This is a genomic window from Sinorhizobium meliloti, from assembly GCF_017876815.1.
Taxonomy (GTDB): Bacteria; Pseudomonadota; Alphaproteobacteria; order Rhizobiales; family Rhizobiaceae; genus Sinorhizobium; species Sinorhizobium meliloti.
Window position 1 is genome coordinate 959,101 of record NZ_JAGIOS010000002.1, and the last position, 19,498, is coordinate 978,598.

Below are 19,498 nucleotides of genomic sequence, written 5' to 3' on the forward strand. Positions count from 1 at the left end.
ACATTGCCGGGGCCGCTGCTAGGCTCGAAGCCGGTAAACGGAGCCTCGGAACGGGCCGCAATCGGACGGTGGATCTGCGATGCGTATTTTTCTCCTGATCGCTCTATTCCTGCTGGGGCCGGGGCACGGACCCGTGGCTGCTGCGGAGACCTACGAGCTCCTCTTCCATTCGGCGGCGTTGAAAGGGCTGGACGCGGCGAAGCACGGTTCCGAAGCGGAGCAGAGCTCGCTCGTCTACGACAAGGTCGTGTCGGGCGCCGATGCAGGGCAGAGAGCGGGCAGCTTCACGGTCGGTCTCAAGGTTGACGACAATGTCGCGATGACGCTCTACCAGGGCAGCCAGTCCCGGGGGCTCGGCAACTATCCAACCTCGGTCGGCAATCCGCTCATCATGTATTTTCTCGAAAGCGTGCTTTCCGATCTTGCGGCACAATCCGGCGGCAGTCCCTTCTACATGCGCAACCGCGTCAAGGAAGCCCTGCTGCGAGATGCGCAGATCGAGCCGGTATCGCTGCGCTATCACGACCGTGAAATCGCCGCGCGCGAGGTGACGATCCGGCCTTTCGAACACGACAAGGCGCGCGCGCAAATGGGGCGGATCTCGCAATTGTCGCTCGCCGTCACCGTGTCGGAAGAGATTCCCGGCTGGTACTATTCGCTGGTGGCCACCGTTCCTTCGGCGTCGGGCGGGGCCGAGGCCGGCTATTCCCACGCGATCACCTTGAAAGAAGCTGCGGAGGGCCGGCCATGATGCGCGCCGCCCTGGCAGCGCTCGCAATCGCGATGGCGGCAATCCCCGCAAGCGGGCAGAGCATGTCCGAGCGCCTCAACGATTACCCCACCGAGGCCCGGGCCGACTATGTGTTCGGCTGCATGGCCGCCAACGGCCAGAGTCGGGAAGTATTGGGCAAATGCGCCTGCTCGATCGATGTGATCGCTTCCATCCTGCCCTATGACAAATATGTCCAGGCTGAAACGGTGCTGTCTCTCCAGCAGGGGAGCGGCGAGCAGCTGGCCATGTTCAAGTCGGCGGTCGTGCCACGCACCATGGTCGCGGATATGAGACGCGCCCAGGCCGAGGCGGAGATGCTGTGTTTTTAAAAGCACTTCCAGGAAAAGTGTGTAGCGGTTCTTCGTCGGGAAGTGCGTGGCCTCAGGCTGATTCAGCTATCATTCAGGCGGGCGGCGTCTTCGGCAGGACGCGGTCGAAGACATTGCCGTCCGTGTCGACCGCATGGACCGTGAAGTCCGGGGCACCATTGTCGGTATAGCTGAAGCGGAACACGGGATTTTCACTGATCGATATCCCGCCGTCGAGCGCGAACAGAAGCTCGTCTCCCTGCTTCACGACCAATTCGGTGATGAATTTCGCACTGACGAAGAGCTGAGTGATCTGGTCCCGCTGGAGACCGGAATAGTTCGGATGGCGGATCATGATCTGCGCCTCGCGGCGGGCTTTTTGTACTTCGCCCTTGCCATCGAAGAGCTTCAGCCGCATCTCTCCCATGTCCTTCAGCGCCGCGACCGGGTCCTTTGTGGCGGGCGCCGAGCAGCCGCCGGATGCCTTGACGAAGCGGCCATTCATGAAAATGCCCCGCGGCGTTTCGGCGATCGCTCGGATGTTCGAATATTGGTTGACGCGCACGCGGGTTTCGAATTTCAGCGGTGCCATTGCGGGGCCGAAGCGGATTTCGGCGGCCACCGGCGCCGGGTTCTCGTCGATCACCAGCTTGAGGGATTCGATCGGGTCCGCCGCCGCGTCCGTCTGCTCGATCGTGACCGGCACCGTCGCGGCGTCGTTGGCGCGGTAGGGCGCGGTGACGGAGAACAGGGCGGAGCCGTCGAGAATGGCCGCCTCGCCGACGACGTCGCCCTTCAAATCGCGCCAGGTCGTGCCGTCTGCTAGCGGGTTGTTCGGCTTCTCCGGCTCGGCAAGTGCGAGGCTTGCCGTCAGCGTGACGGGAATAAGCGCGAGAATGAGCTTCATGGTTCAAAGCCCCCTTTTTGGACAGGCTGCGAGTATCTTATAGCATAGAACGAGATGCCCGGGAGCAGAAGCGAGCCTTTCGGATATGTTGTCTGGCGCGACCGGCGGCCGCAATCTTGTAGATCGCCGAGTTCGTGTATCGCCCACTTTTTCGAAAATGCCGGGGGCTCGAGGTGTTCGAAGCATTCGTGACGATGTGCATCCTTGCTGCAGCCGTTCCTGACGCGCCGCCGAGCGAGATGTGCCGGGCGGCATTGCTGCCCGGCTTTGCGGCGGAGACGAAAGCGGGGTGCGAGCATGCGTTGCACTCCGTCATACGCAAGCCGGACGACTGGACCGAGAAGCCGCCATTTTGTGCCCCGAGGCCGAAGTCGGCTCTTTCCTTCAGCGAAGCGGCCCCAGGGGTCTTCCTGCATCGCGGCCGGGTGGCGGAGCCGGATGCGGAAAACGGCGGCGACGTGTCCAACTTCGGCTTCGTCGTAGGGTCGCGCAGCATCGCCGTGATCGATTCCGGCGGCGCGCGCAAACTCGGAGAAGAGATCTATCTGGCGATCCGCGAACGAAGTCGCCTGCCGATCAGCCATCTGGTCCTGACGCATATGCATCCGGACCACGTCTTCGGCGCCGAGCCGCTCCGCGAGGCAGGCGCGGCAGTGCTCGGCCAGGCGAATTTACCGCGTGCGCTCTCCGACCGCGCCGAAGACTATCGCGCAAGCTACGCCCGTCGGATCGGCGAGGCGGCCTTCCTGGGCAGCCGCATAGTCGCGCCGGATCGGACGATAGCGCAGCAGGAGGCGATCGACCTCGGCGGCAGGGTGCTGGAGCTGCGCGCCTGGCCAACGGCGCACACCTCTACCGACCTCACTGTCTTCGACCGGACGTCCGGTATCCTTTTCGCCGGCGATCTTCTGTTCGACAGGCACACGCCGGCCCTCGACGGTTCGCTGCGCGGCTGGCTCGCCGTTCTTTCCGAAATGAAGGACCTCGGCGCGCCGAAGGTCGTGCCGGGCCATGGAGGGCCGCTGCTCGACTGGCCGCAGGCCGCCGCGCCGCTCGAACGCTACCTCCGTGTTCTGGAGTCCGACACGAAGAAAGCGCTCGACGAGGGCCTGGCGCTCGGGGAAGCAAACGAGGTCATCGGTCAAAGCGAATCGGGCCGATGGCGCCTGTTCGATCTCTTGAACCCGCAAAACGCCACGGCAGCCTATACGGAGATGGAATGGGATCCTTAGAGCCACTCCCGCGAAAGTGTGACGGTTTCCCGTGCGGGAAGTGCGTAGTTTCAAAGCGCTAGCGGGGTGACAAATGCGGAATTGATCCTCTCGGGAGGCACGATGCGCAGATCCGATGCGTTCAGGCGTCAATCAGGCACATGCTTCAGCAGCATCTGTGCGATGGCATAGGCGCGTTTTTCCAGAAGCACCGGCGTTTCGCAGACATAGGTGAGCGCCTGCGAGCGATCGCGATAAATGCGCTCGTCCCAGTCGATCTGTTCCTCCAGCTTGTCGATACGGTCGAAATCGGGGCTTTTCTCCCGCGAGAGCTTCGCCATCTCGACGCGCGCGCCTTCGATGCGCGACGAGAGCGCGATCTGGCTGCGGGAATAGCGGGCTATCCCGGCGATCAGCCGCTGTCGGGTCTCGGCGATATTGTCGAACACGCCGTAGAAAATGTTGCCGAGAAGTTGACCGTCGGCCTGCTTGTTCCGCTCCACGAAAGCCCTGACATGCGCGTCGGCCTCTTCCAGGCTGACCCGGCGAAGCGACAATGCTTCCACGAGATCGGTTGCTTCGGGCGAAAGAGGCGTGCGGGTCACCGGCGCGGGCCACATCAGGCTCGCCGACAGGTTCTCGACCTTGCGCTGGATACAGGGCCAGTCGGGATCGGAAAAATCCATTGCTCCTGCGATGCCGGGGGCTTGCGTCAGGCAAAGCGCCAGCCCTAGCGCCAGATTGAGCGGCAAACCGCGCATCCGGCGAAGCGCATGACAGGCGACTCTCATCCTTGATGTCTCCGTGTTCTCACCGGTGTCAGTATAGGGTGACCGGGGGAGAAGCCAAAGGTCGCGTTTTACACACTAAGGTCGCAATTGTCTTTGTGCTTTGGCCCGTCTGTAATCTGTGCACACGGCCTCACAAGGCCGCTTACATAAAGTAGTACCGGAGGCATCCATGCGCACTCGCGCTGCTCTGGCCGTTCAGGCCGGAAAACCCCTTGTCGTGACCGAAGTCGAGCTCGAAGGCCCGCGGGCCGGCGAGGTGCTGGTCGAGGTGAAGGCGACCGGCATCTGCCATACCGACGATTTCACGCTGTCGGGGGCCGATCCGGAGGGGCTGTTCCCGGCGATCCTCGGTCATGAGGGCGCCGGCATCGTCGTCGATGTCGGCCCCGGCGTCACCTCGGTGAAGAAGGGCGACCACGTCATCCCGCTCTATACGCCGGAATGCCGCTCCTGCCCCTCCTGCCTCAGCCGCAAGACCAATCTGTGCACCGCCATCCGCGCCACCCAGGGGCAAGGGCTGATGCCGGACGGCAGCTCGCGGTTCTCGATCAACGGCGACAAGATCCACCATTATATGGGCTGCTCGACCTTTTCGAACTTCACCGTGCTGCCGGAGATCGCGCTCGCCAAGGTCAATCCGGACGCCCCCTTCGACAAGATCTGCTATATCGGCTGCGGCGTCACCACCGGCATCGGCGCGGTGATCAACACCGCCAAGGTCGAGATCGGCGCCACCGCCATCGTCTTCGGTCTCGGCGGCATCGGCCTCAACGTCATCCAGGGGCTTCGCCTTGCCGGCGCCGACATGATCATCGGCGTCGACCTCAACAACGACAAGAAGCCCTGGGGCGAAAAGTTCGGCATGACCCACTTCGTCAATCCGAAGGAGGTTGGCGACGACATCGTCCCCTATCTCGTCAACCTGACGAAGCGCGGTGCCGACCAGATCGGCGGCGCCGACTACACCTTCGACTGCACCGGCAACACCAAGGTCATGCGCCAGGCGCTCGAAGCCTCGCATCGCGGCTGGGGCAAGTCGGTGATCATCGGCGTCGCCGGCGCCGGCCAGGAGATTTCGACCAGGCCGTTCCAGCTCGTCACCGGCCGCACCTGGATGGGCACCGCGTTTGGCGGCGCGCGCGGCCGCACCGATGTGCCGAAGATCGTCGACTGGTACATGGAGGGCAAGATCGAGATCGATCCGATGATCACCCACACCATGCCGCTCGAGGACATCAACAAGGGTTTCGAGCTCATGCATTCCGGCGAGAGCATTCGAAGCGTGGTCCTCTATTGAGCGCGAAGATGGAACTCGTAACGCAAAGCCAATGTTTCGGCGGAACCCAGTCGGTCTACCGCCACGCCTCCGAGGTTTGCGGCGTCGAGATGACATTCGGCCTCTACATGCCGCCACAGGCGCGGACGCGTTCGGTACCGCTCCTGTGGTATCTCTCGGGCCTGACATGCACGCATGAGAACGCGATGATCAAGGCGGGCCTGCAGCGGCACGCGGCCGAGCAGGGGCTGGCGCTGGTTTTCCCCGACACCTCGCCGCGCGGCGAGGGCGTGGCCGACGACGAGGCCTATGATCTCGGTCAGGGTGCGGGCTTCTATGTCAATGCGACGCAGAAGCCCTGGTCGCCGCACTATCGCATGTATGATTACATCGTCACCGAATTGCCCGCCCTTCTGCAGGAGCAGTTGCCGCTCAACGGCGTCAACGGCATTACCGGGCACTCGATGGGCGGCCACGGCGCGCTGACGATCGCCTTCCGCAATCCGGAATTGTTCCGCTCCGTTTCGGCCTTCGCGCCGATCGTGAATCCGACCCGGTCCGACTGGGGGCGTAAGCAGTTCTCGGCCTATCTCGGCGACGACGAGGCCGACTGGGGCAGCTATGACGCCTGCCTGCTTCTCGGCGAGCTCGGCTGGCATGGCGATATCCTGATCGATCAGGGCGCGGCGGACCAGTTTCTGGACGAGCTGCAGCCTGAGGCTATGGCCCGCTTGCTGGCGGAGCGGCGGCAGGCCGGCGTGGTCCGGCTGCAGGCGGGTTACGATCACAGCTATTATTTCGTGGCGAGCTTCGGCGAGGACCACGTGCGCTGGCATGCAGAGCGGCTGAATGCCGCGTAAGGGAGAGGAAAGAATGGCTTTTAGACTTGGTACCCTGTTGACCGCTTTCGTCCTGTTCGGTGGAACTCTTGGCGCTGCTGCGCCGGCTCTTGCCCTGGATCCCTCGGTCGGAGATCCCGGGGCAGGCGAGAAAGTCTTCCGCAAGTGTCAGGCCTGTCACGCCGTCGGTCCGGATGCCAAATCGAAGACCGGACCCTTGCTGAACGGGATAATCGGCCGGTCGGCCGGCAAAGCCGAAGGCTACGCCTACTCGCCGGCGATGAGCAAGGCGGCCGAGGCAGGACTTACCTGGACGCCGGAGAAGATCGCTGAGTTTCTGACGAGTCCGAAGGGCTTCCTACCCGGCACCAAGATGACCTTTGCGGGTCTGCGCAAGGATCAGGAGCGCGCCGATATAATCGCGTATCTGGCAACCTTTCCCTGATCGAAGAGGAGGAGGCGAAAACAAGGACAGAAGCAAGGTACCCCTGTAGCAGACGGAGCTTTCTCCAGCGGCAGGGGCAGAGTCGCAAGCCGATACCGGGAGATGAGGAGACCGCGAGGTTTTCCCGGAGCGAGCGGGTTCAACGGCCCTATCGGCAGCACCCAAGAGGAGGATGAAATGAAACGACTTCTTACAATGCTTGCCATTATGTCGATAGGCGGCGGTGCACAGGTCGCTTTCGCCAACGATGAGTTGCAGAAGCTCATCGATGACCCCAATCAATGGGCCATCCAGACCGGCGATTATGCCAACCTGCGCTACTCCAAGCTCGACCAGATCAACAAGGACAACGTAGGCAAACTTCAGGTTGCCTGGACCTTCTCGACCGGCGTTCTGCGTGGTCACGAAGGTTCGCCGCTCGTCATCGGCGACCTGATGTACGTCCATACGCCGTTCCCGAACACGGTCTACGCGCTGGATCTCAGCAAGGATGGCCAGATCGTCTGGAAATACGAGCCGAAGCAGGATCCGAACGTGATCCCGGTGATGTGTTGCGACACCGTTAATCGCGGCGTGGCCTATGCGGATAACAAGATCTTCCTGCATCAGGCCGATACGACGGTCGTGGCACTCGACGCCAAGACCGGCAAGGTCATCTGGAGCGTCAAGAACGGCGATGCTACCAAGGGCGAGACGAATACCGCCACCGTCATGCCGGTGAAGGATAAGATTCTCGTCGGCATATCCGGCGGCGAGTTCGGCGTCCGCGGTCACGTGACGGCCTATTCGATGGCAGACGGGAAGGTCCTGTGGCGTGGTTACTCCATGGGGCCGGACAGCGATACGCTGATCGATCCTGAAAAGACTACCCATCTGGGCAAGCCGGTCGGCAAGGACTCCGGCCTCACCACCTGGGAAGGCGATCAGTGGAAGATCGGCGGCGGCACGACCTGGGGCTGGTACTCCTACGATCCGGAAGAAAATCTGGTATATTACGGAACCGGTAACCCTTCGACCTGGAACCCGACCCAGCGGCCGGGCGACAATCGGTGGTCGATGACCATCTTCGCGCGTGATGTCGATACCGGCATGGCCAAATGGCTCTATCAGATGACGCCCCATGACGAATGGGACTATGACGGCGTCAACGAGATGATCCTGACCGAACAGCAGATCGACGGTAAGGACCGCAAGCTGCTGACCCACTTCGACCGGAACGGCTTCGGCTATACGATGGACCGCGTCACTGGCGAGCTGCTCGTGGCCGAGAAATACGATCCCACGGTCAACTGGGCGACTGAAGTGGTCATGGACCCGAAGTCCGACAAATACGGTCGGCCTCAGGTCGTGGCACAGTATTCGACCGAGCAAAACGGCGAAGACACCAACACCACCGGCGTCTGCCCGGCGGCACTCGGCACCAAGGACCAGCAGCCTGCGGCCTATTCGCCTAAGACCGAGCTGTTCTATGTGCCCACCAACCACGTCTGCATGGACTACGAGCCTTTCCGGGTAAGCTACACCGCCGGCCAACCCTATGTCGGGGCCACGCTTTCGATGTACCCGCCGAAGGACAGCCACGGCGGCATGGGCAATTTCATTGCCTGGGACAACAAGGAAGGCAAGATCAAGTGGTCTCTGCCGGAGCCTTTCTCGGTCTGGTCCGGCGCTCTGGCGACAGCCGGCGATGTGGTCTTCTACGGAACGCTCGAGGGCTATCTCAAGGCGGTCGACGCGGCAACCGGCAAGGAGCTCTATCGCTTCAAGACGCCTTCCGGGGTGATCGGCAACGTGATGACCTATGCCCGTGAAGGCAAGCAGTACGTGGCGGTGCTCTCCGGTGTCGGCGGCTGGGCCGGTATCGGTCTGGCAGCGGGCCTGACCAACCCGACTGAAGGTCTGGGAGCCGTCGGCGGCTACTCGGCCCTCAGCAACTACACCGCACTCGGCGGCACGCTCACCGTGTTCAAGCTGCCGGAGTAAGGGGCAAACTTCGCCCGGGAGTTGGCGCGGGCTCATAAAGCCCGCGCCAACTCATACCAGCCCCCAAAAGGACGCAAGATGACCAGATCAAGACCAGCCGTACCGATGATCCTCGCCTTTTTGACGTTTATGGCGAGCGCCGCAGGCGCAGAAGATGCGCCAAAGGACAACATCACCGCTGTGCGCGACGAAAACGGGCGCTACTACACCGCCGACGACGTTCCCACTTTCAAGATCGCCGAGGACGGCACGGTCGACTGGCTCACCTATTCGGGCTTTCGCCGCTACCACTCGGAATGTCACGTCTGTCATGGCCCGGAGGGCGAGGGGTCGAGCTATGCGCCGGCCTTGAAGACCTCCGCGATCAACATGGACTACTACGATTTCGTCGATGTCGTCACGAACGGGCGCAAGAAGGTGAACGCTGCCGAGAACTCGGTGATGCCTGCCTTCGGCGAGAACGTCAACGTGATGTGTTATCTCGACGACATCTACGTCTATCTGAAAGCGCGCGGAGCCGATGCGCTGCCGCGGGGACGTCCGGCCAAGAAGGAAGCGAAATCCGATGCGATCAAGGAAGCTGAAACGGCTTGTCTCGGTCACGAGTAGCCTCCTGGCAGCCGCCGGCGCTCTCATGGCGGCCGCCGGCTCTCAGCAGGCGGCGGCCCAGACATCGGATCTTGTTTCGAAGACGGCGTTTCGAGTCTGTGCCGATCCGGCCAATCTGCCGATGTCGGATCGTTCGGGTAAGGGCTACGAGAACAGGATCGCCGAACTGATGGCATCCAAGCTCGGTTTGCCGGTGGAGTACACCTGGTTTCCGATGGCGACGGGCTTCGTGCGCAAGACCCTGCAGGCCAATGCCTGCGACGTGGTCATCGGTTTTGCCCAGGGCGATGAGCTGGTCCTGAACACCAACCATTACTATACATCGTCCTATGTGCTGATCGTTGCCTCGGAAGGTCCCCTGGGCGGTGTCACGACGCTTGCCGACCCTCTTCTCAAGGACAAGCGGATCGGCATCGTTGCGGGAACGCCGCCGGCGACGCATATGGCGAGAAACGGACTGCTGCCCAAGGCCAAAGGCTATCATTTGATGGTCGACCGGCGCTACGAGGATCCGGCCGACGACATGCTCGCTGACCTGGAATCCGGCGCCCTCGACGCAGCCATCCTCTGGGGGCCGATCGGCGGTCCGCTCGTCAAGGGAAGCCACCCGAAGCTGAAGGCGACCCCGCTTCTGTCGGAGACCACGCCGCCAAAGCTCTTCTACCGCATCACGATGGGCGTGCGGCAAGGCGAGAAGGTCTGGGAGCGCAAGCTCAATTCTCTCATTCGTCGAAATCAGTCCGAGATCAACGCGATCCTCGCCGATGCCGGCGTGCCGCTCCTGAACGACATGGGAACCGGCCCGCTCGAGGCGCAGCAATGACCCGCCTGCGGCTCCATTCGCTGGTCCTGCTCCTGCTTGCCGCCTTCCCGGCGGCGGCGGCCGAGGAGCCTGCCGGCTACCGCGAGAGCGAGTACCGCGCCGAGGTGCCGGCGACGCTTTCCGGTGCGACGGTCGTGTCGACCGAAGCTGCCCATGCATTGTGGAAGACCGGTCAGGTCGCTTTCATCGACGTCCTGCCGCGGCCGCCGAAGCCGACCAATCTCCCGGAGGGGACGGTCTGGAACGAAAAGCCGCGCCTGTCCATTCCATCTGCCCTATGGCTGCCGAATGTCGGCTATGGCCAGCTGGCCGACGCCATGCACGCCTATTTTCGCGCCGGCCTGGAAAAGGCGACCGGTGGCGACAAGGACCGGCCGGTGCTTTTCTTTTGCCTCGACGGCTGCTGGATGTCCTGGAACGCCGGAAAGCGAGCTCTGGAGTATGGCTACACACGTGTCTTCTGGTATCCGCAGGGCACCGATGGCTGGACGGCCGCCGGCTACCCCACGGAGCGCATCGACCCGGAGCCCGGCGGCCGGTGAAATGAGGGGACGTGTCGGAGGCTGCAATCTCTCCGCTTCCGTGGCGCGGGAAGAGTTCTTTCAGCCCAAGGACTTGGTCTGGCTGGATCCCTGTGACGAGCACAGGCATGAGGAGATCAAACAAGCCGCGGCGGGGATCCCGAACCTCAAAAGGCCTTGATCGGGAATCCTTCAGGATTTGAAGAAGTGGTTTTTCAGGATGTAGCGGATGCCGCGCAGCCAGCTGTCGTCGGTGTTCGAGCGGATGTCGACGGCAAGGCCGCGCAGCATCTCGCCGGAGTCCACGTCGCGCAGTACGAGCTCCACCGATAGGATAAGGTTGGAGATCTTCCGCACTTCGCCGACCAACACGTAGTCGGCGCCAAGCCGCTCGCCCATAGTCAGGTCGCAGCCGTTGCAGTCGGCAGGATTGACCGTGCCGGCGAGTTCGGCCGCCACTGGCTCGTTCGTGAGAATGACGAAGCCTTCCTGAACGAAGCGGTCGCGCGCGGCGCCTTCCATGAGCTCGAGCCGCGCGGTCTCGTCGGCGCGCACTCCGTTATAGGCGCCCTCCGTCGACAGATCGATGAAGGTCATGCCGAGGAATGCTACCTTGGCGCCCGGCGTGAGCGGCTTGTCCAGCGCGGCGCGCGCGAGCGCCGGCAACAGTGCCAGGACAAGGATGGAGACAAGGACTGTCAGGATGTGCCGCATGAAATTCAGCCTAGCACACGCATGTCGCTAAACTACGCTCCTTAAGTATCGGTTTTGCGACCCATACTGCGCTGTTAGTCTCCATTTCCGAGGGAGTGTCAGGAGGATTGGGAGGTCGTTCCGGCAATGCCTAACCTAAAGCTTTTGCTTGCCGTTTTCTGGGCGACGGTGCTGCTCACGTCTCCCTTGCCGGCGGCGGAGGTGAAGACGGCTGTGCTGCGGATCGATCGTGTCGTCGGTCCGCCGATCTCGCGGCTCGATGCGCCGCCCGCCGACCTGGGCTTTGCCGGCGCCATGCTGGGCAACGAGGACAACCGGACCACCGGCGCTTTCACCGGCATGGACTACACCGTGAAAACGCAGGCGGTTGCGCCGGAAGAGGCAGTGGCGGCGCTCGATGGGCTGAAGGCGGAAGGCATCGGGCTCATCGCGGTGATCGCCGAAGGCGACATACTGAAGGCGCTCTCCGACAAGGCCGGACCGGAAGTTCTGCTTTTCAATGCGGGCGCTCGCGACGACGGGCTGCGCGATGCCGACTGCCGGGCCAATGTGCTGCACGTCTCGCCGAGCCGTTCGATGCTCAGCGACAGCATCGTTCAGTTTCTCATGTGGAAGAAATGGCAGCGTATCCTGCTGATCCACGGCTCTCATCCCGAAGACAAGCTGCTTGCCGACAGCTATCGCAAATCGGCCGCCAAGTTCGGCGCTGAGATCGTCGAGGAGCGGGAGTTCGTCGACACCGGCGGCAGCCGGCGCACGGATACCGGTCATGTCATGGTGCAAAAGCAAATTCCCGTCTTCACCCAGGAGGCCGAGGAATACGACGTCATCGTCGCGGCCGACGAGGCGGGCGTTTTCGCGCCCTATCTGCCCTATCACAGCTGGGACCCGAGGCCGGTTGCCGGCTCTGCGGGCCTGCGTCCGGTCTCCTGGCATCCTGCTCACGAGGCCTGGGGTGCGACCCAGTTCCAGCGCCGCTTCGAAAAACTCACCGGCCGCTACATGCGCGAGGAAGATTACCAGGCATGGCTTGCGATGCGGGTGATCGGGGAGGCGGTGACGCGGTCCGGCAAGGCCGATCCCGGAACCGTGCGGGCCTACGCCCTTTCCAAGGATTTCGAACTGGCTGCGTTCAAGGGCCAGAAATTGACCTTCCGCACCTGGAACGGGCAGTTGCGGCAGCCGGTTCTTTTGACCGAGGGCCGGGTGACCGTTTCCGTATCGCCGCAGGACGGCTACCTGCACCAGCATTCGCCGCTCGACACGCTGGGTATCGATGCGCCCGAGACAGCCTGTCACGCATTTGGAGGATAAGATGCTCAGACCCGCACTGGCGATTGTGTCTGCCGTTCTGCTGTCTGCCGGTTCGGCCGAGGCCAACAAAGTCTTCGTGAGCAACGAGCGCGGCAACAACATAACCGTGCTCGACAGTGAAAGCTGGGAAGTGATCGCCACGTTTCCGGCCGGAAACAGGCCGCGCGGCATCACCATCAGTCCGGACGGCAAGGAACTCTACGTCTGCGCGTCGGATGACGACACTGTTCGGGTTTTCGATCCCGAGACCTATAAGGAACTGCACACGTTGCCGTCAGGCCCGGATCCGGAGCTTTTCGCCCTCGATCCTTCGGGCAATCCGCTCTACATCGCCAATGAGGACGACAATCTCGTGACCGTCGTGGACGTCAAGACGCGCCAGGTACTGGCCGAGGTGCCCGTCGGGGTCGAGCCGGAAGGCGTCGCGGTCAGCCCGGATGCAAAGACGATCATCAATACGTCCGAAACCACCAATATGGCACATTTCATCGACGCCTCGACCTACAAAATCGTGCACAACGTGCTGGTGGACCAGCGGCCGCGCTATGCGGAATTCACGGCAGACGGCAAGAAGCTCTACGTCAGCGCCGAGATCGGCGGCACGGTTTCGGTGATCGACGTGTCGGCGGCCGAGCCGAAAATCACCAAGAAGATCACTTTCGAAGTGCCGGGCGTTCTGCCGGAATGGCTGCAGCCGGTCGGCGTCAAGGCCACCAAGGACGGCTCGCGCATCTTCGTGGCGCTTGGACCCGCAAACCGCGTCGCAATAATCGACGGGAAGACCGACGAGGTGCTCGATTACCTCCTTGTCGGACAGCGGGTCTGGCAGATGGCATTCACGCCGGGCGAGGAATTCCTGATCACCACCAACGGCAATTCCAATGATGTCAGCATCATCGACGTGAAGGCGGAAAAGGTGATCCGCTCGGTTCAGGTGGGCGAGCAGCCCTGGGGGGTCGTGGTCGCGCCGGATTGAACGGTGCAATTTGCAAATATCAACGGGGAGGAGTTCATCGTGCATAAATCGGTTCTTGCGGCGCTCGCCGCGCTCTCTCTGGCGAGCCCGGCCGTTGCCGCGCCGCTTTGCAGCGACCTCGGCTTTGCCGGCCTGCTTGCCAAATGCAACCGCGGCGAGCCGATCGAGATCACGCTCGCGTCCGGAAAGCCGCTCGGCAAGGGTGCCATTACGCTTCAGTCCGGCGCATACTACGAAATGCAGATCACGGCGGACGGATCGGCGGAGCTGGCGATTACCGGTGCGCCGTTCTTTCGTGCGATCTGGATGAACGAGATCGTTGTCAACGGCATAGAAGTTCGCCCAATGGCGATCGACAGTCTGGAATTCGACGAGGCCGGGACGGCAACCCTGTCCTTCATCGCCGTCAAGCCGGGCAGCTATGAGGTGAAGATTCCGGAAACCTCCGGCGACAGCCAGAAAGTATCGATTTCCATACAGTGAAACGGTCGCCCGAGAAGTCCGCGGGACAGGAGCGGCGGTTCCGGGGAGGAAGAAATGAAGACTTTGAGACTGATCGTGGCCGCTTGCCTGTTCGCATTCGGACCGGCAGCGGCCGCAGCCGAGGAGCTGCCGCAATTGCGGGCGGCCATGCTGGCATCGGGAACCGTCACCTGGGAAATATCCACCATCAAGACTCATGAATTCGACCGCAAGAACGGTTTTGAGCTGACGGTCCAGGACTATGCGGACAACGGCGCGACGCGCGTCGCCTTCGAGGGCGGCGAGGCCGACACCATGGTGGCCGACTGGATTTGGGTGGCCAACCAGCGTGCCTCCGGCAAGGACTATGTTTTCATCCCCTATTCGCGGGCAGTCGGCGGCCTGATGGTCAAGGACGACAGCGGCATCAAGGCGCTGCCGGATCTTGCCGGCAAGAAGATCGGCATTGCCGGAGGTCCGCTCGACAAGAGCTGGCTGATCCTGCGCGCCTATGCCAGGCAGCAGCATGACATGGACCTTGCAGCCGAAACCGAGCAGGTGTTCGGCGCTCCGCCTTTGATCTTCAAGTCGGCGCTTTCGGGCGAGACGGCGGGTACGATCAATTTCTGGCACTTTCTCGCGAAGATGAGGGCCAAGGGCATGCATGAACTGGTCTCCGTCTCGGATGCTGCGGCGGCGCTCAAGCTCGATCCCGATACGCCGCTCCTCGGTTACGTGTTGAAGGGCGAATATGCCGCGACCCATCCGGAAATCGTGAAGGGGCTTTACAAGGCCTCGCGCGCGGCCAAGGATCTGCTGAGCGAGAACGACGAGGTGTGGGAGGAATTGCGGGACAAGATGAATGCGGCCGACGACGCTGAATTCATTGCCCTGCGCGACGGCTATCGCGCCGGCATTCCGAGCGGCAAGCCGATCGACGAGGCGGCCGCCGACCGGTTTCTGCGGCTGATGGCGGAACTTGGTGGAGAAGAGCTCGTCGGCAAGGCGACAAGCCTGCCCAGTGGATTGTTCCTGCACCTTGAATAAGACGCTGCAACATCCTGCCTTGGTGCGCGCATTGTCGCTGGGGCTGCTGTTGCTCTTGTGGATAGCGGCCGCCGGCTTCACGGACGACGCGTCGGTCCTGCCGCAGCCCTGGGCGCTCTGGGAACCCTTCGTGCAAGCGGCCAGTTCCGGCGCCTTGCCCTATCACCTGGGAATGACGCTCTGGCGCGTGATCTGCGCATTCGTGCCGGCCATGGTGATCGGCGTGGCGGTCGGCTTTCTGATGGGACGCGTTGCCGCGGTCGATCGATGGCTCGACCCATGGCTCGTCGTGTTTCTGAACCTGCCGGCACTCGTGCTCATCGTGTTGTGCTACATCTGGATCGGCCTCAACGAGACGGCCGCCATTACCGCGGTGGTGCTCAACAAGATCCCGAATGTCGCAACGCTTCTGCGCGAGGGCGCGAGGGCGCTCGACCCGGACCTCGACTCCATGGCGGCGGTTTACCGCATGCGTCCGCTGGCGCGGCTGCGACACGTGATCATGCCGCAGCTTGCGCCCTTCATTGCCGCTGCCGCCCGGTCCGGCATCGCGGTGATATGGAAGATCGTGCTGGTGGTCGAGTTTCTCGGCCGCTCCAGCGGGATCGGATTCCAGATCCATTTCTATTTCCAGCTTTTCAACGTCGCCATGGTGCTTGTCTATGCGCTTTCCTTCATCGGCGTGATGCTGCTGGTGGAGGCTTTCTTCCTGCAGCCGGCCGAACGCCGGGTGCGGCGCTGGAGGACGGCGTGATCAGGATCGATGTCAGACGAAAGGCATTCGGCGAAGAGGAGGTCCTGCGCGACATCCGCTTCGAGATGGAGATCGGCGAGACGGTCGCCATTCTCGGTCCGTCGGGCGTCGGCAAGTCGACGCTGCTTCGTCTCGTCGCCGGCATCGACACCGCTTTCGAGGGCGAGATCACCCGGCCGGAAAACATTGCCATGGTTTTCCAGGAGCCTGTCCTTCTGCCGTGGAGAAGCGTCATCGAGAACCTGACATTGGTGCATCCGCAACTCGGGTCGCAAGCTGCACTCTCAGCGCTGGAGCGGACCGGCATTGCCGACAGGGCCGGGCTCTTTCCCGGCCAGCTGTCGCTCGGCCAGCAGCGGCGGCTGGCGCTGGCGCGGGCCTTTGCCGGCCGGCCGGAGCTTCTCGTCCTGGACGAACCCTATGTGTCGCTCGATCCTGCGATGGCCGAGGACATGCTGGCCCTGACCGAGGCGCTGATCGCGGAAACGGCCCCTGCCGTCATTCTCGTGACCCATTCGGAGGCCGAGGCGCGGCGGCTCGCCCGGCGCTGCCTCCGCCTTGCCGGGAAACCGGCGACGATTATAGAAGAGTTTGCGGCGGCGCCGGGAAGGGCATCATGATCGGGCTCGAGATCAGCCATGTCAGCTACAGCTACGGAAAGTCCCGGGCGCTGGACGATGTCAGCTTCTCCGTCAGGACCGGCCGCTTCTGCGCACTGCTCGGGCCGAACGGCGCCGGCAAATCGACGCTCTTCGCTCTTCTGACGCGGCTGCTCGCGACAAGGGCCGGCACGATCGGCGTGGCCGGCTTCGACATTGCGCGCGAGCCGCGTGCGGCGCTCGCACGCATCGGGGTGGTGTTCCAGCAGCCTACCCTCGATCTCGACATGTCGGTGCGCCGCAACCTGCGCTATTTCGCCGGACTTCATGGCTTGTCGGGGCGGCAGGCCGCTGTGGCGATCGAAGCGGCGCTGACGCAGCTCGGCATGGCCGAGCGGGCCGACGAGCAGGTGCGTGCGCTCAACGGCGGTCACCGGCGGCGCATGGAGATCGCGCGGGCCTTGATCCACAAGCCGCAGATATTGCTGCTCGACGAGCCGACGGTCGGACTGGACGCCGCCTCCCGGCAGGCGATCACCGACCATGTGCATCTGCTTGCCGAGAGCGGGCTTGCGGTCCTCTGGGCGACGCATCTGGTCGACGAGATCCGGCCGGAGGACCAGGTAGTCGTTCTGCATCGCGGCAAGGTGCTGAGCGACGGTACCGCCGCGGAACTCGCGGGCGGGCAGGGGCTCGCCAAGGCGTTCCTGTCGATGACGGCCGAGGGCCGGGAGGTTCCGGCATGAAGGCATGGCTGGTCGCGCTTTCCGCAATCGTCACCCGCGAAAATCTGCGCTTCGTCCGCCAGCGCGGGCGGTTTCTGGCGGCACTCGTGCGCCCGCTCGTTTGGCTGATCGTCTTTGCCGCCGGCTTCCGCGCGGCGCTCGGCGTGTCGATCATCCCGCCCTACCAGACCTATATTACATATGAAGTCTATATCCTTCCGGGGCTCTGCGGCATGATCCAGCTCTTCAACGGCATGCAATCGTCGCTGGCGCTGGTCTATGACCAGGAGATGGGATCCATGCGTCTCCTGCTGACCTCGCCCCTGCCGCGCTGGTGGCTGCTGTTCTCGAAGCTTCTCGCCGGTGTGATAGTCTCCATCCTGCAGGTGGCAGTGTTCCTGGCCATCGCTGCGCTGACCGGCATCACCGTGCCGCCCGTCGGCTATGTCGCGGTGCTGCCCGCCCTGGTCATCAGCGGATTGATGCTCGGGGCCTTCGGCCTGCTGATATCCTCGACCGTCCGGCAACTCGAGAACTTCGCCGGCGTCATGAACTTCGTGATCTTTCCGATGTTCTTCCTTTCCTCGGCACTTTATCCGCTGTGGAAGATGGCCGAGAGTTCGCCGCTTCTGCGCGACATCTGTGCTCTCAATCCGTTTACCTACGCGGTGGAACTGATACGTTTCGCGCTTTACGGCGAACTCAACCTGACGGCTCTCGCCTGGGTCGGCGCGTGCTTCGTCCTGTTCATGCTCGCTGCCCTTTGGGGCTATAATCCAGCCCGCGCCATGCTCCGGTCGAAAGGCTGAGCCCTGCCCTTATTCGGATGTTCGGCGCCGAAAACCGACACTTTCCGCTATATTGCCGCGAGCCGCATTTGCACTGATCCTGCTTGTGAACGAAGGACGTTCAAAGCCGAGGAGGAACCAATGCTCAAGCTACATCCGTCCATCGACAACGGCTTCCCGCCTGCCAGTCCGGGCTTTGCCGGCGGTACGCTGAAATGCAAATGCGCCTCAAATCCGGTGACCGTGCGGATCGGCTCGCAGACGGCGCACAACCACGCCTGCGGCTGCACCAAGTGCTGGAAACCCGAGGGTGCCATCTTCGCGCAGATCGCCGTCGTCGGCCGCGACAACGTGAACGTCACCTCAGGTGCGGAAAAACTGCAGGTCGTCGATCCGAGCGCGACGATCCAGCGTTACGCCTGCCGCGATTGCGGCACGCACATGTATGGCAGGATCGAAAACACCAAGCATCCCTTCTACGGCCTCGACTTCGTCCATACCGAACTCAGCGACGAAACGGGCTGGTCGCCGCCCGAATTCGCAGCCTTCGTTTCTTCGATCATCGAAAGCGGTGTGAACCCGGAGAGCATGCCGGAGATACGCGCAAGGCTGACCGAGCTCGGCCTGCAGCCCTATGATTGTCTGTCTCCGCCGCTGATGGACGCGATCGCCACGCATATCGCCAAACAGACCGGCGCCCTGCCGGCCTGACCCTTTGCACATTGGGGACACCGCGCCACCAGCCGACCGTCTCCTCCCTCGGACCCCGCCCGTCGCCTCTTGTTGGAGAGGCATTTCGACGGGCGGGGGCTGAGGCGTTTTTCTCGACGGGCCCCAGCCTGTGCGCTCGTCTGCCTTGGTATCCTTACATCCTCATTCCTGTGCTTTTCACAGGAATCCAGCCAGACCAAGTCCTTGGGTTGAAAAGACATTCCCGCGCCGCAGACGCGGCGCCGATGGATCCCTGTGACAAGCACAGGGATGAGGTAGAAGGAGGGAGCCTTTGCTCGGCTGTCGTGCATGGTGGCGTATCAGAAGACGCGTGGCGAGATCGTGAACGTCCATCAAACCTGAAAAGCCGAAATCTTCCATTTGATGGTACAGCCTATGGAAGGCTGCTGCTCGGCCGGTCCCTTGCCGAACAGCGCGACCATGACCATGGCCTCGTAGAGATCGCGTCTGAGATCGGCAGGACCGATCTCCTTGCGCGAGGCGTCCAGCCGTCCGCGATATTGCAGCTTCATGTCCTTGTTGAAGCCGAAGAAATCGGGCGTGCAGACGGCGCGGTAGGCCTTGGCGACGGATTGGCCCTCGTCGTGGAGATAAGGAAAGGGCAGGGCATTTTGCGAAGCGAAGCGCTTCATGTTTTCGAACGAGTCCTGCGGGTAATTGCCGGCGTCGTTGGAGTTAACAGCCACGAAGCCGATTCCATGAGCCCTGAGGTCGATCGCGTCCCGAACGATCCGGGCGATGACCGCTTTCACATAGGGGCAGTGATTGCAGATAAAGGCAACGACCAGCCCTTTCGGGCCGGCCTGGCTGAATATGGAGTGGGTGAAGCCATCGACGCCCGGAAGCCTGGCGTCGAACGCGGGCCAGCCGAAATCACAAAGGGGTGGTGTAGCGGCCATGGC

Annotated in this window: 23 protein-coding genes; 19 read left to right on the plus strand and 4 right to left on the minus strand. The window is 62.7% G+C overall.

Features of this window, described 5'->3' with window-relative positions; all coding sequences use genetic code 11:
* Positions 1-79 precede the first annotated feature (79 nt).
* Both JOH52_RS23375 and JOH52_RS23380 read left to right on the plus strand, forming a co-directional pair.
* On the plus strand, positions 80-751 hold the full coding sequence (locus JOH52_RS23375) for a hypothetical protein (RefSeq protein ID WP_014530820.1): 672 nt from the start codon (positions 80-82) through the stop codon (positions 749-751).
* Positions 748-1,101: a hypothetical protein gene (locus tag JOH52_RS23380; RefSeq protein ID WP_014530819.1), complete on the plus strand. Its 354-nt coding sequence runs from the start codon at positions 748-750 to the stop codon at positions 1,099-1,101. Before JOH52_RS23375 ends, JOH52_RS23380 begins: the two co-directional genes overlap by 4 nt.
* Positions 1,102-1,174: 73 nt before the next feature.
* Here the strand turns inward: JOH52_RS23380 and JOH52_RS23385 are convergent, their stop codons facing one another.
* Positions 1,175-1,987 (minus strand): quinoprotein dehydrogenase-associated SoxYZ-like carrier, encoded by an 813-nt coding sequence (locus JOH52_RS23385; RefSeq protein ID WP_014530818.1) that lies wholly within the window; start codon positions 1,985-1,987, stop codon positions 1,175-1,177.
* Between the two features lie 173 nt (positions 1,988-2,160).
* On the opposite strand from JOH52_RS23385, the gene JOH52_RS23390 reads away from it, so the two are divergent.
* On the plus strand, positions 2,161-3,219 hold the full coding sequence (locus JOH52_RS23390) for a quinoprotein relay system zinc metallohydrolase 2 (RefSeq protein ID WP_014530817.1): 1,059 nt from the start codon (positions 2,161-2,163) through the stop codon (positions 3,217-3,219).
* Between the two features lie 128 nt (positions 3,220-3,347).
* Here the strand turns inward: JOH52_RS23390 and JOH52_RS23395 are convergent, their stop codons facing one another.
* The gene (locus JOH52_RS23395; protein WP_010975080.1) at positions 3,348-3,989 is read right to left on the minus strand and encodes a hypothetical protein; all 642 of its coding nucleotides are present in this window, start codon (positions 3,987-3,989) and stop codon (positions 3,348-3,350) included.
* A gap of 169 nt (positions 3,990-4,158) precedes the next feature.
* On the opposite strand from JOH52_RS23395, the gene JOH52_RS23400 reads away from it, so the two are divergent.
* The 7 genes from JOH52_RS23400 (at position 4,159) to JOH52_RS23430 (ending at position 10,506) form a co-directional block, all read left to right on the plus strand.
* On the plus strand, positions 4,159-5,286 hold the full coding sequence (locus tag JOH52_RS23400; RefSeq protein WP_010975081.1) for an S-(hydroxymethyl)glutathione dehydrogenase/class III alcohol dehydrogenase: 1,128 nt from the start codon (positions 4,159-4,161) through the stop codon (positions 5,284-5,286).
* 8 nt (positions 5,287-5,294) lie between these two features.
* On the plus strand, positions 5,295-6,125 hold the full coding sequence (gene fghA, locus JOH52_RS23405; protein ID WP_013850139.1) for an S-formylglutathione hydrolase: 831 nt from the start codon (positions 5,295-5,297) through the stop codon (positions 6,123-6,125).
* Between the two features lie 13 nt (positions 6,126-6,138).
* Entirely contained in the window at positions 6,139-6,549 is a 411-nt protein-coding gene (locus JOH52_RS23410; RefSeq protein ID WP_010975083.1) for a c-type cytochrome, read from the plus strand.
* 177 nt (positions 6,550-6,726) lie between these two features.
* A complete protein-coding gene (gene xoxF5, locus JOH52_RS23415; protein WP_010975084.1) occupies positions 6,727-8,532 on the plus strand; it encodes a lanthanide-dependent methanol dehydrogenase XoxF5 in 1,806 nt (601 codons plus the stop codon).
* Between the two features lie 78 nt (positions 8,533-8,610).
* A complete protein-coding gene (locus tag JOH52_RS23420) occupies positions 8,611-9,141 on the plus strand; it encodes a c-type cytochrome, methanol metabolism-related (protein ID WP_010975085.1) in 531 nt (176 codons plus the stop codon).
* A complete protein-coding gene (locus JOH52_RS23425) occupies positions 9,098-9,964 on the plus strand; it encodes a substrate-binding domain-containing protein (protein WP_014530816.1) in 867 nt (288 codons plus the stop codon). The genes JOH52_RS23420 and JOH52_RS23425 overlap by 44 nt, the downstream gene beginning before the upstream one ends.
* Positions 9,961-10,506: a PQQ-dependent catabolism-associated CXXCW motif protein gene (locus tag JOH52_RS23430; RefSeq protein ID WP_003528756.1), complete on the plus strand. Its 546-nt coding sequence runs from the start codon at positions 9,961-9,963 to the stop codon at positions 10,504-10,506. Before JOH52_RS23425 ends, JOH52_RS23430 begins: the two co-directional genes overlap by 4 nt.
* Before the next feature lie 171 nt (positions 10,507-10,677).
* Here the strand turns inward: JOH52_RS23430 and JOH52_RS23435 are convergent, their stop codons facing one another.
* Entirely contained in the window at positions 10,678-11,199 is a 522-nt protein-coding gene (locus JOH52_RS23435; RefSeq protein ID WP_014530815.1) for a DUF3280 domain-containing protein, read from the minus strand.
* A 126-nt stretch (positions 11,200-11,325) separates the two neighbouring features.
* On the opposite strand from JOH52_RS23435, the gene JOH52_RS23440 reads away from it, so the two are divergent.
* From JOH52_RS23440 to gfa, 9 genes are all read left to right on the plus strand, one after another.
* Complete coding sequence (locus JOH52_RS23440) at positions 11,326-12,513, plus strand: ABC transporter substrate-binding protein (protein ID WP_014530814.1); 1,188 nt, start codon at positions 11,326-11,328, stop codon at positions 12,511-12,513.
* 1 nt (position 12,514) lies between these two features.
* Positions 12,515-13,489, plus strand: a complete 975-nt coding sequence (locus JOH52_RS23445; protein ID WP_041862729.1) for a YVTN family beta-propeller repeat protein — start codon at positions 12,515-12,517, stop codon at positions 13,487-13,489.
* Between the two features lie 39 nt (positions 13,490-13,528).
* Entirely contained in the window at positions 13,529-13,972 is a 444-nt protein-coding gene (locus tag JOH52_RS23450) for a cupredoxin domain-containing protein (RefSeq protein ID WP_014527586.1), read from the plus strand.
* A 54-nt stretch (positions 13,973-14,026) separates the two neighbouring features.
* The gene (locus tag JOH52_RS23455) at positions 14,027-14,998 is read left to right on the plus strand and encodes an ABC transporter substrate-binding protein (protein ID WP_014530812.1); all 972 of its coding nucleotides are present in this window, start codon (positions 14,027-14,029) and stop codon (positions 14,996-14,998) included.
* Positions 14,991-15,752 carry an ABC transporter permease gene (locus JOH52_RS23460; RefSeq protein WP_017274873.1) on the plus strand — a complete coding sequence of 254 codons (762 nt, stop codon included), beginning with the start codon at positions 14,991-14,993 and terminating at the stop codon, positions 15,750-15,752. The genes JOH52_RS23455 and JOH52_RS23460 overlap by 8 nt, the downstream gene beginning before the upstream one ends.
* The gene (locus tag JOH52_RS23465; protein WP_013850129.1) at positions 15,749-16,372 is read left to right on the plus strand and encodes an ABC transporter ATP-binding protein; all 624 of its coding nucleotides are present in this window, start codon (positions 15,749-15,751) and stop codon (positions 16,370-16,372) included. Before JOH52_RS23460 ends, JOH52_RS23465 begins: the two co-directional genes overlap by 4 nt.
* Positions 16,369-17,097: an ABC transporter ATP-binding protein gene (locus JOH52_RS23470; protein WP_003528736.1), complete on the plus strand. Its 729-nt coding sequence runs from the start codon at positions 16,369-16,371 to the stop codon at positions 17,095-17,097. The genes JOH52_RS23465 and JOH52_RS23470 overlap by 4 nt, the downstream gene beginning before the upstream one ends.
* Positions 17,094-17,885 carry an ABC transporter permease gene (locus JOH52_RS23475; protein ID WP_003528734.1) on the plus strand — a complete coding sequence of 264 codons (792 nt, stop codon included), beginning with the start codon at positions 17,094-17,096 and terminating at the stop codon, positions 17,883-17,885. The genes JOH52_RS23470 and JOH52_RS23475 overlap by 4 nt, the downstream gene beginning before the upstream one ends.
* A 120-nt stretch (positions 17,886-18,005) precedes the next feature.
* A complete protein-coding gene (gene gfa / locus JOH52_RS23480) occupies positions 18,006-18,575 on the plus strand; it encodes an S-(hydroxymethyl)glutathione synthase (RefSeq protein WP_010975095.1) in 570 nt (189 codons plus the stop codon).
* A 353-nt stretch (positions 18,576-18,928) separates the two neighbouring features.
* On the opposite strand, the gene JOH52_RS23485 is transcribed toward gfa, so the two are convergent.
* On the minus strand, positions 18,929-19,495 hold the full coding sequence (locus JOH52_RS23485) for a thioredoxin family protein (protein WP_014530810.1): 567 nt from the start codon (positions 19,493-19,495) through the stop codon (positions 18,929-18,931).
* Positions 19,496-19,498 lie beyond the last annotated feature (3 nt).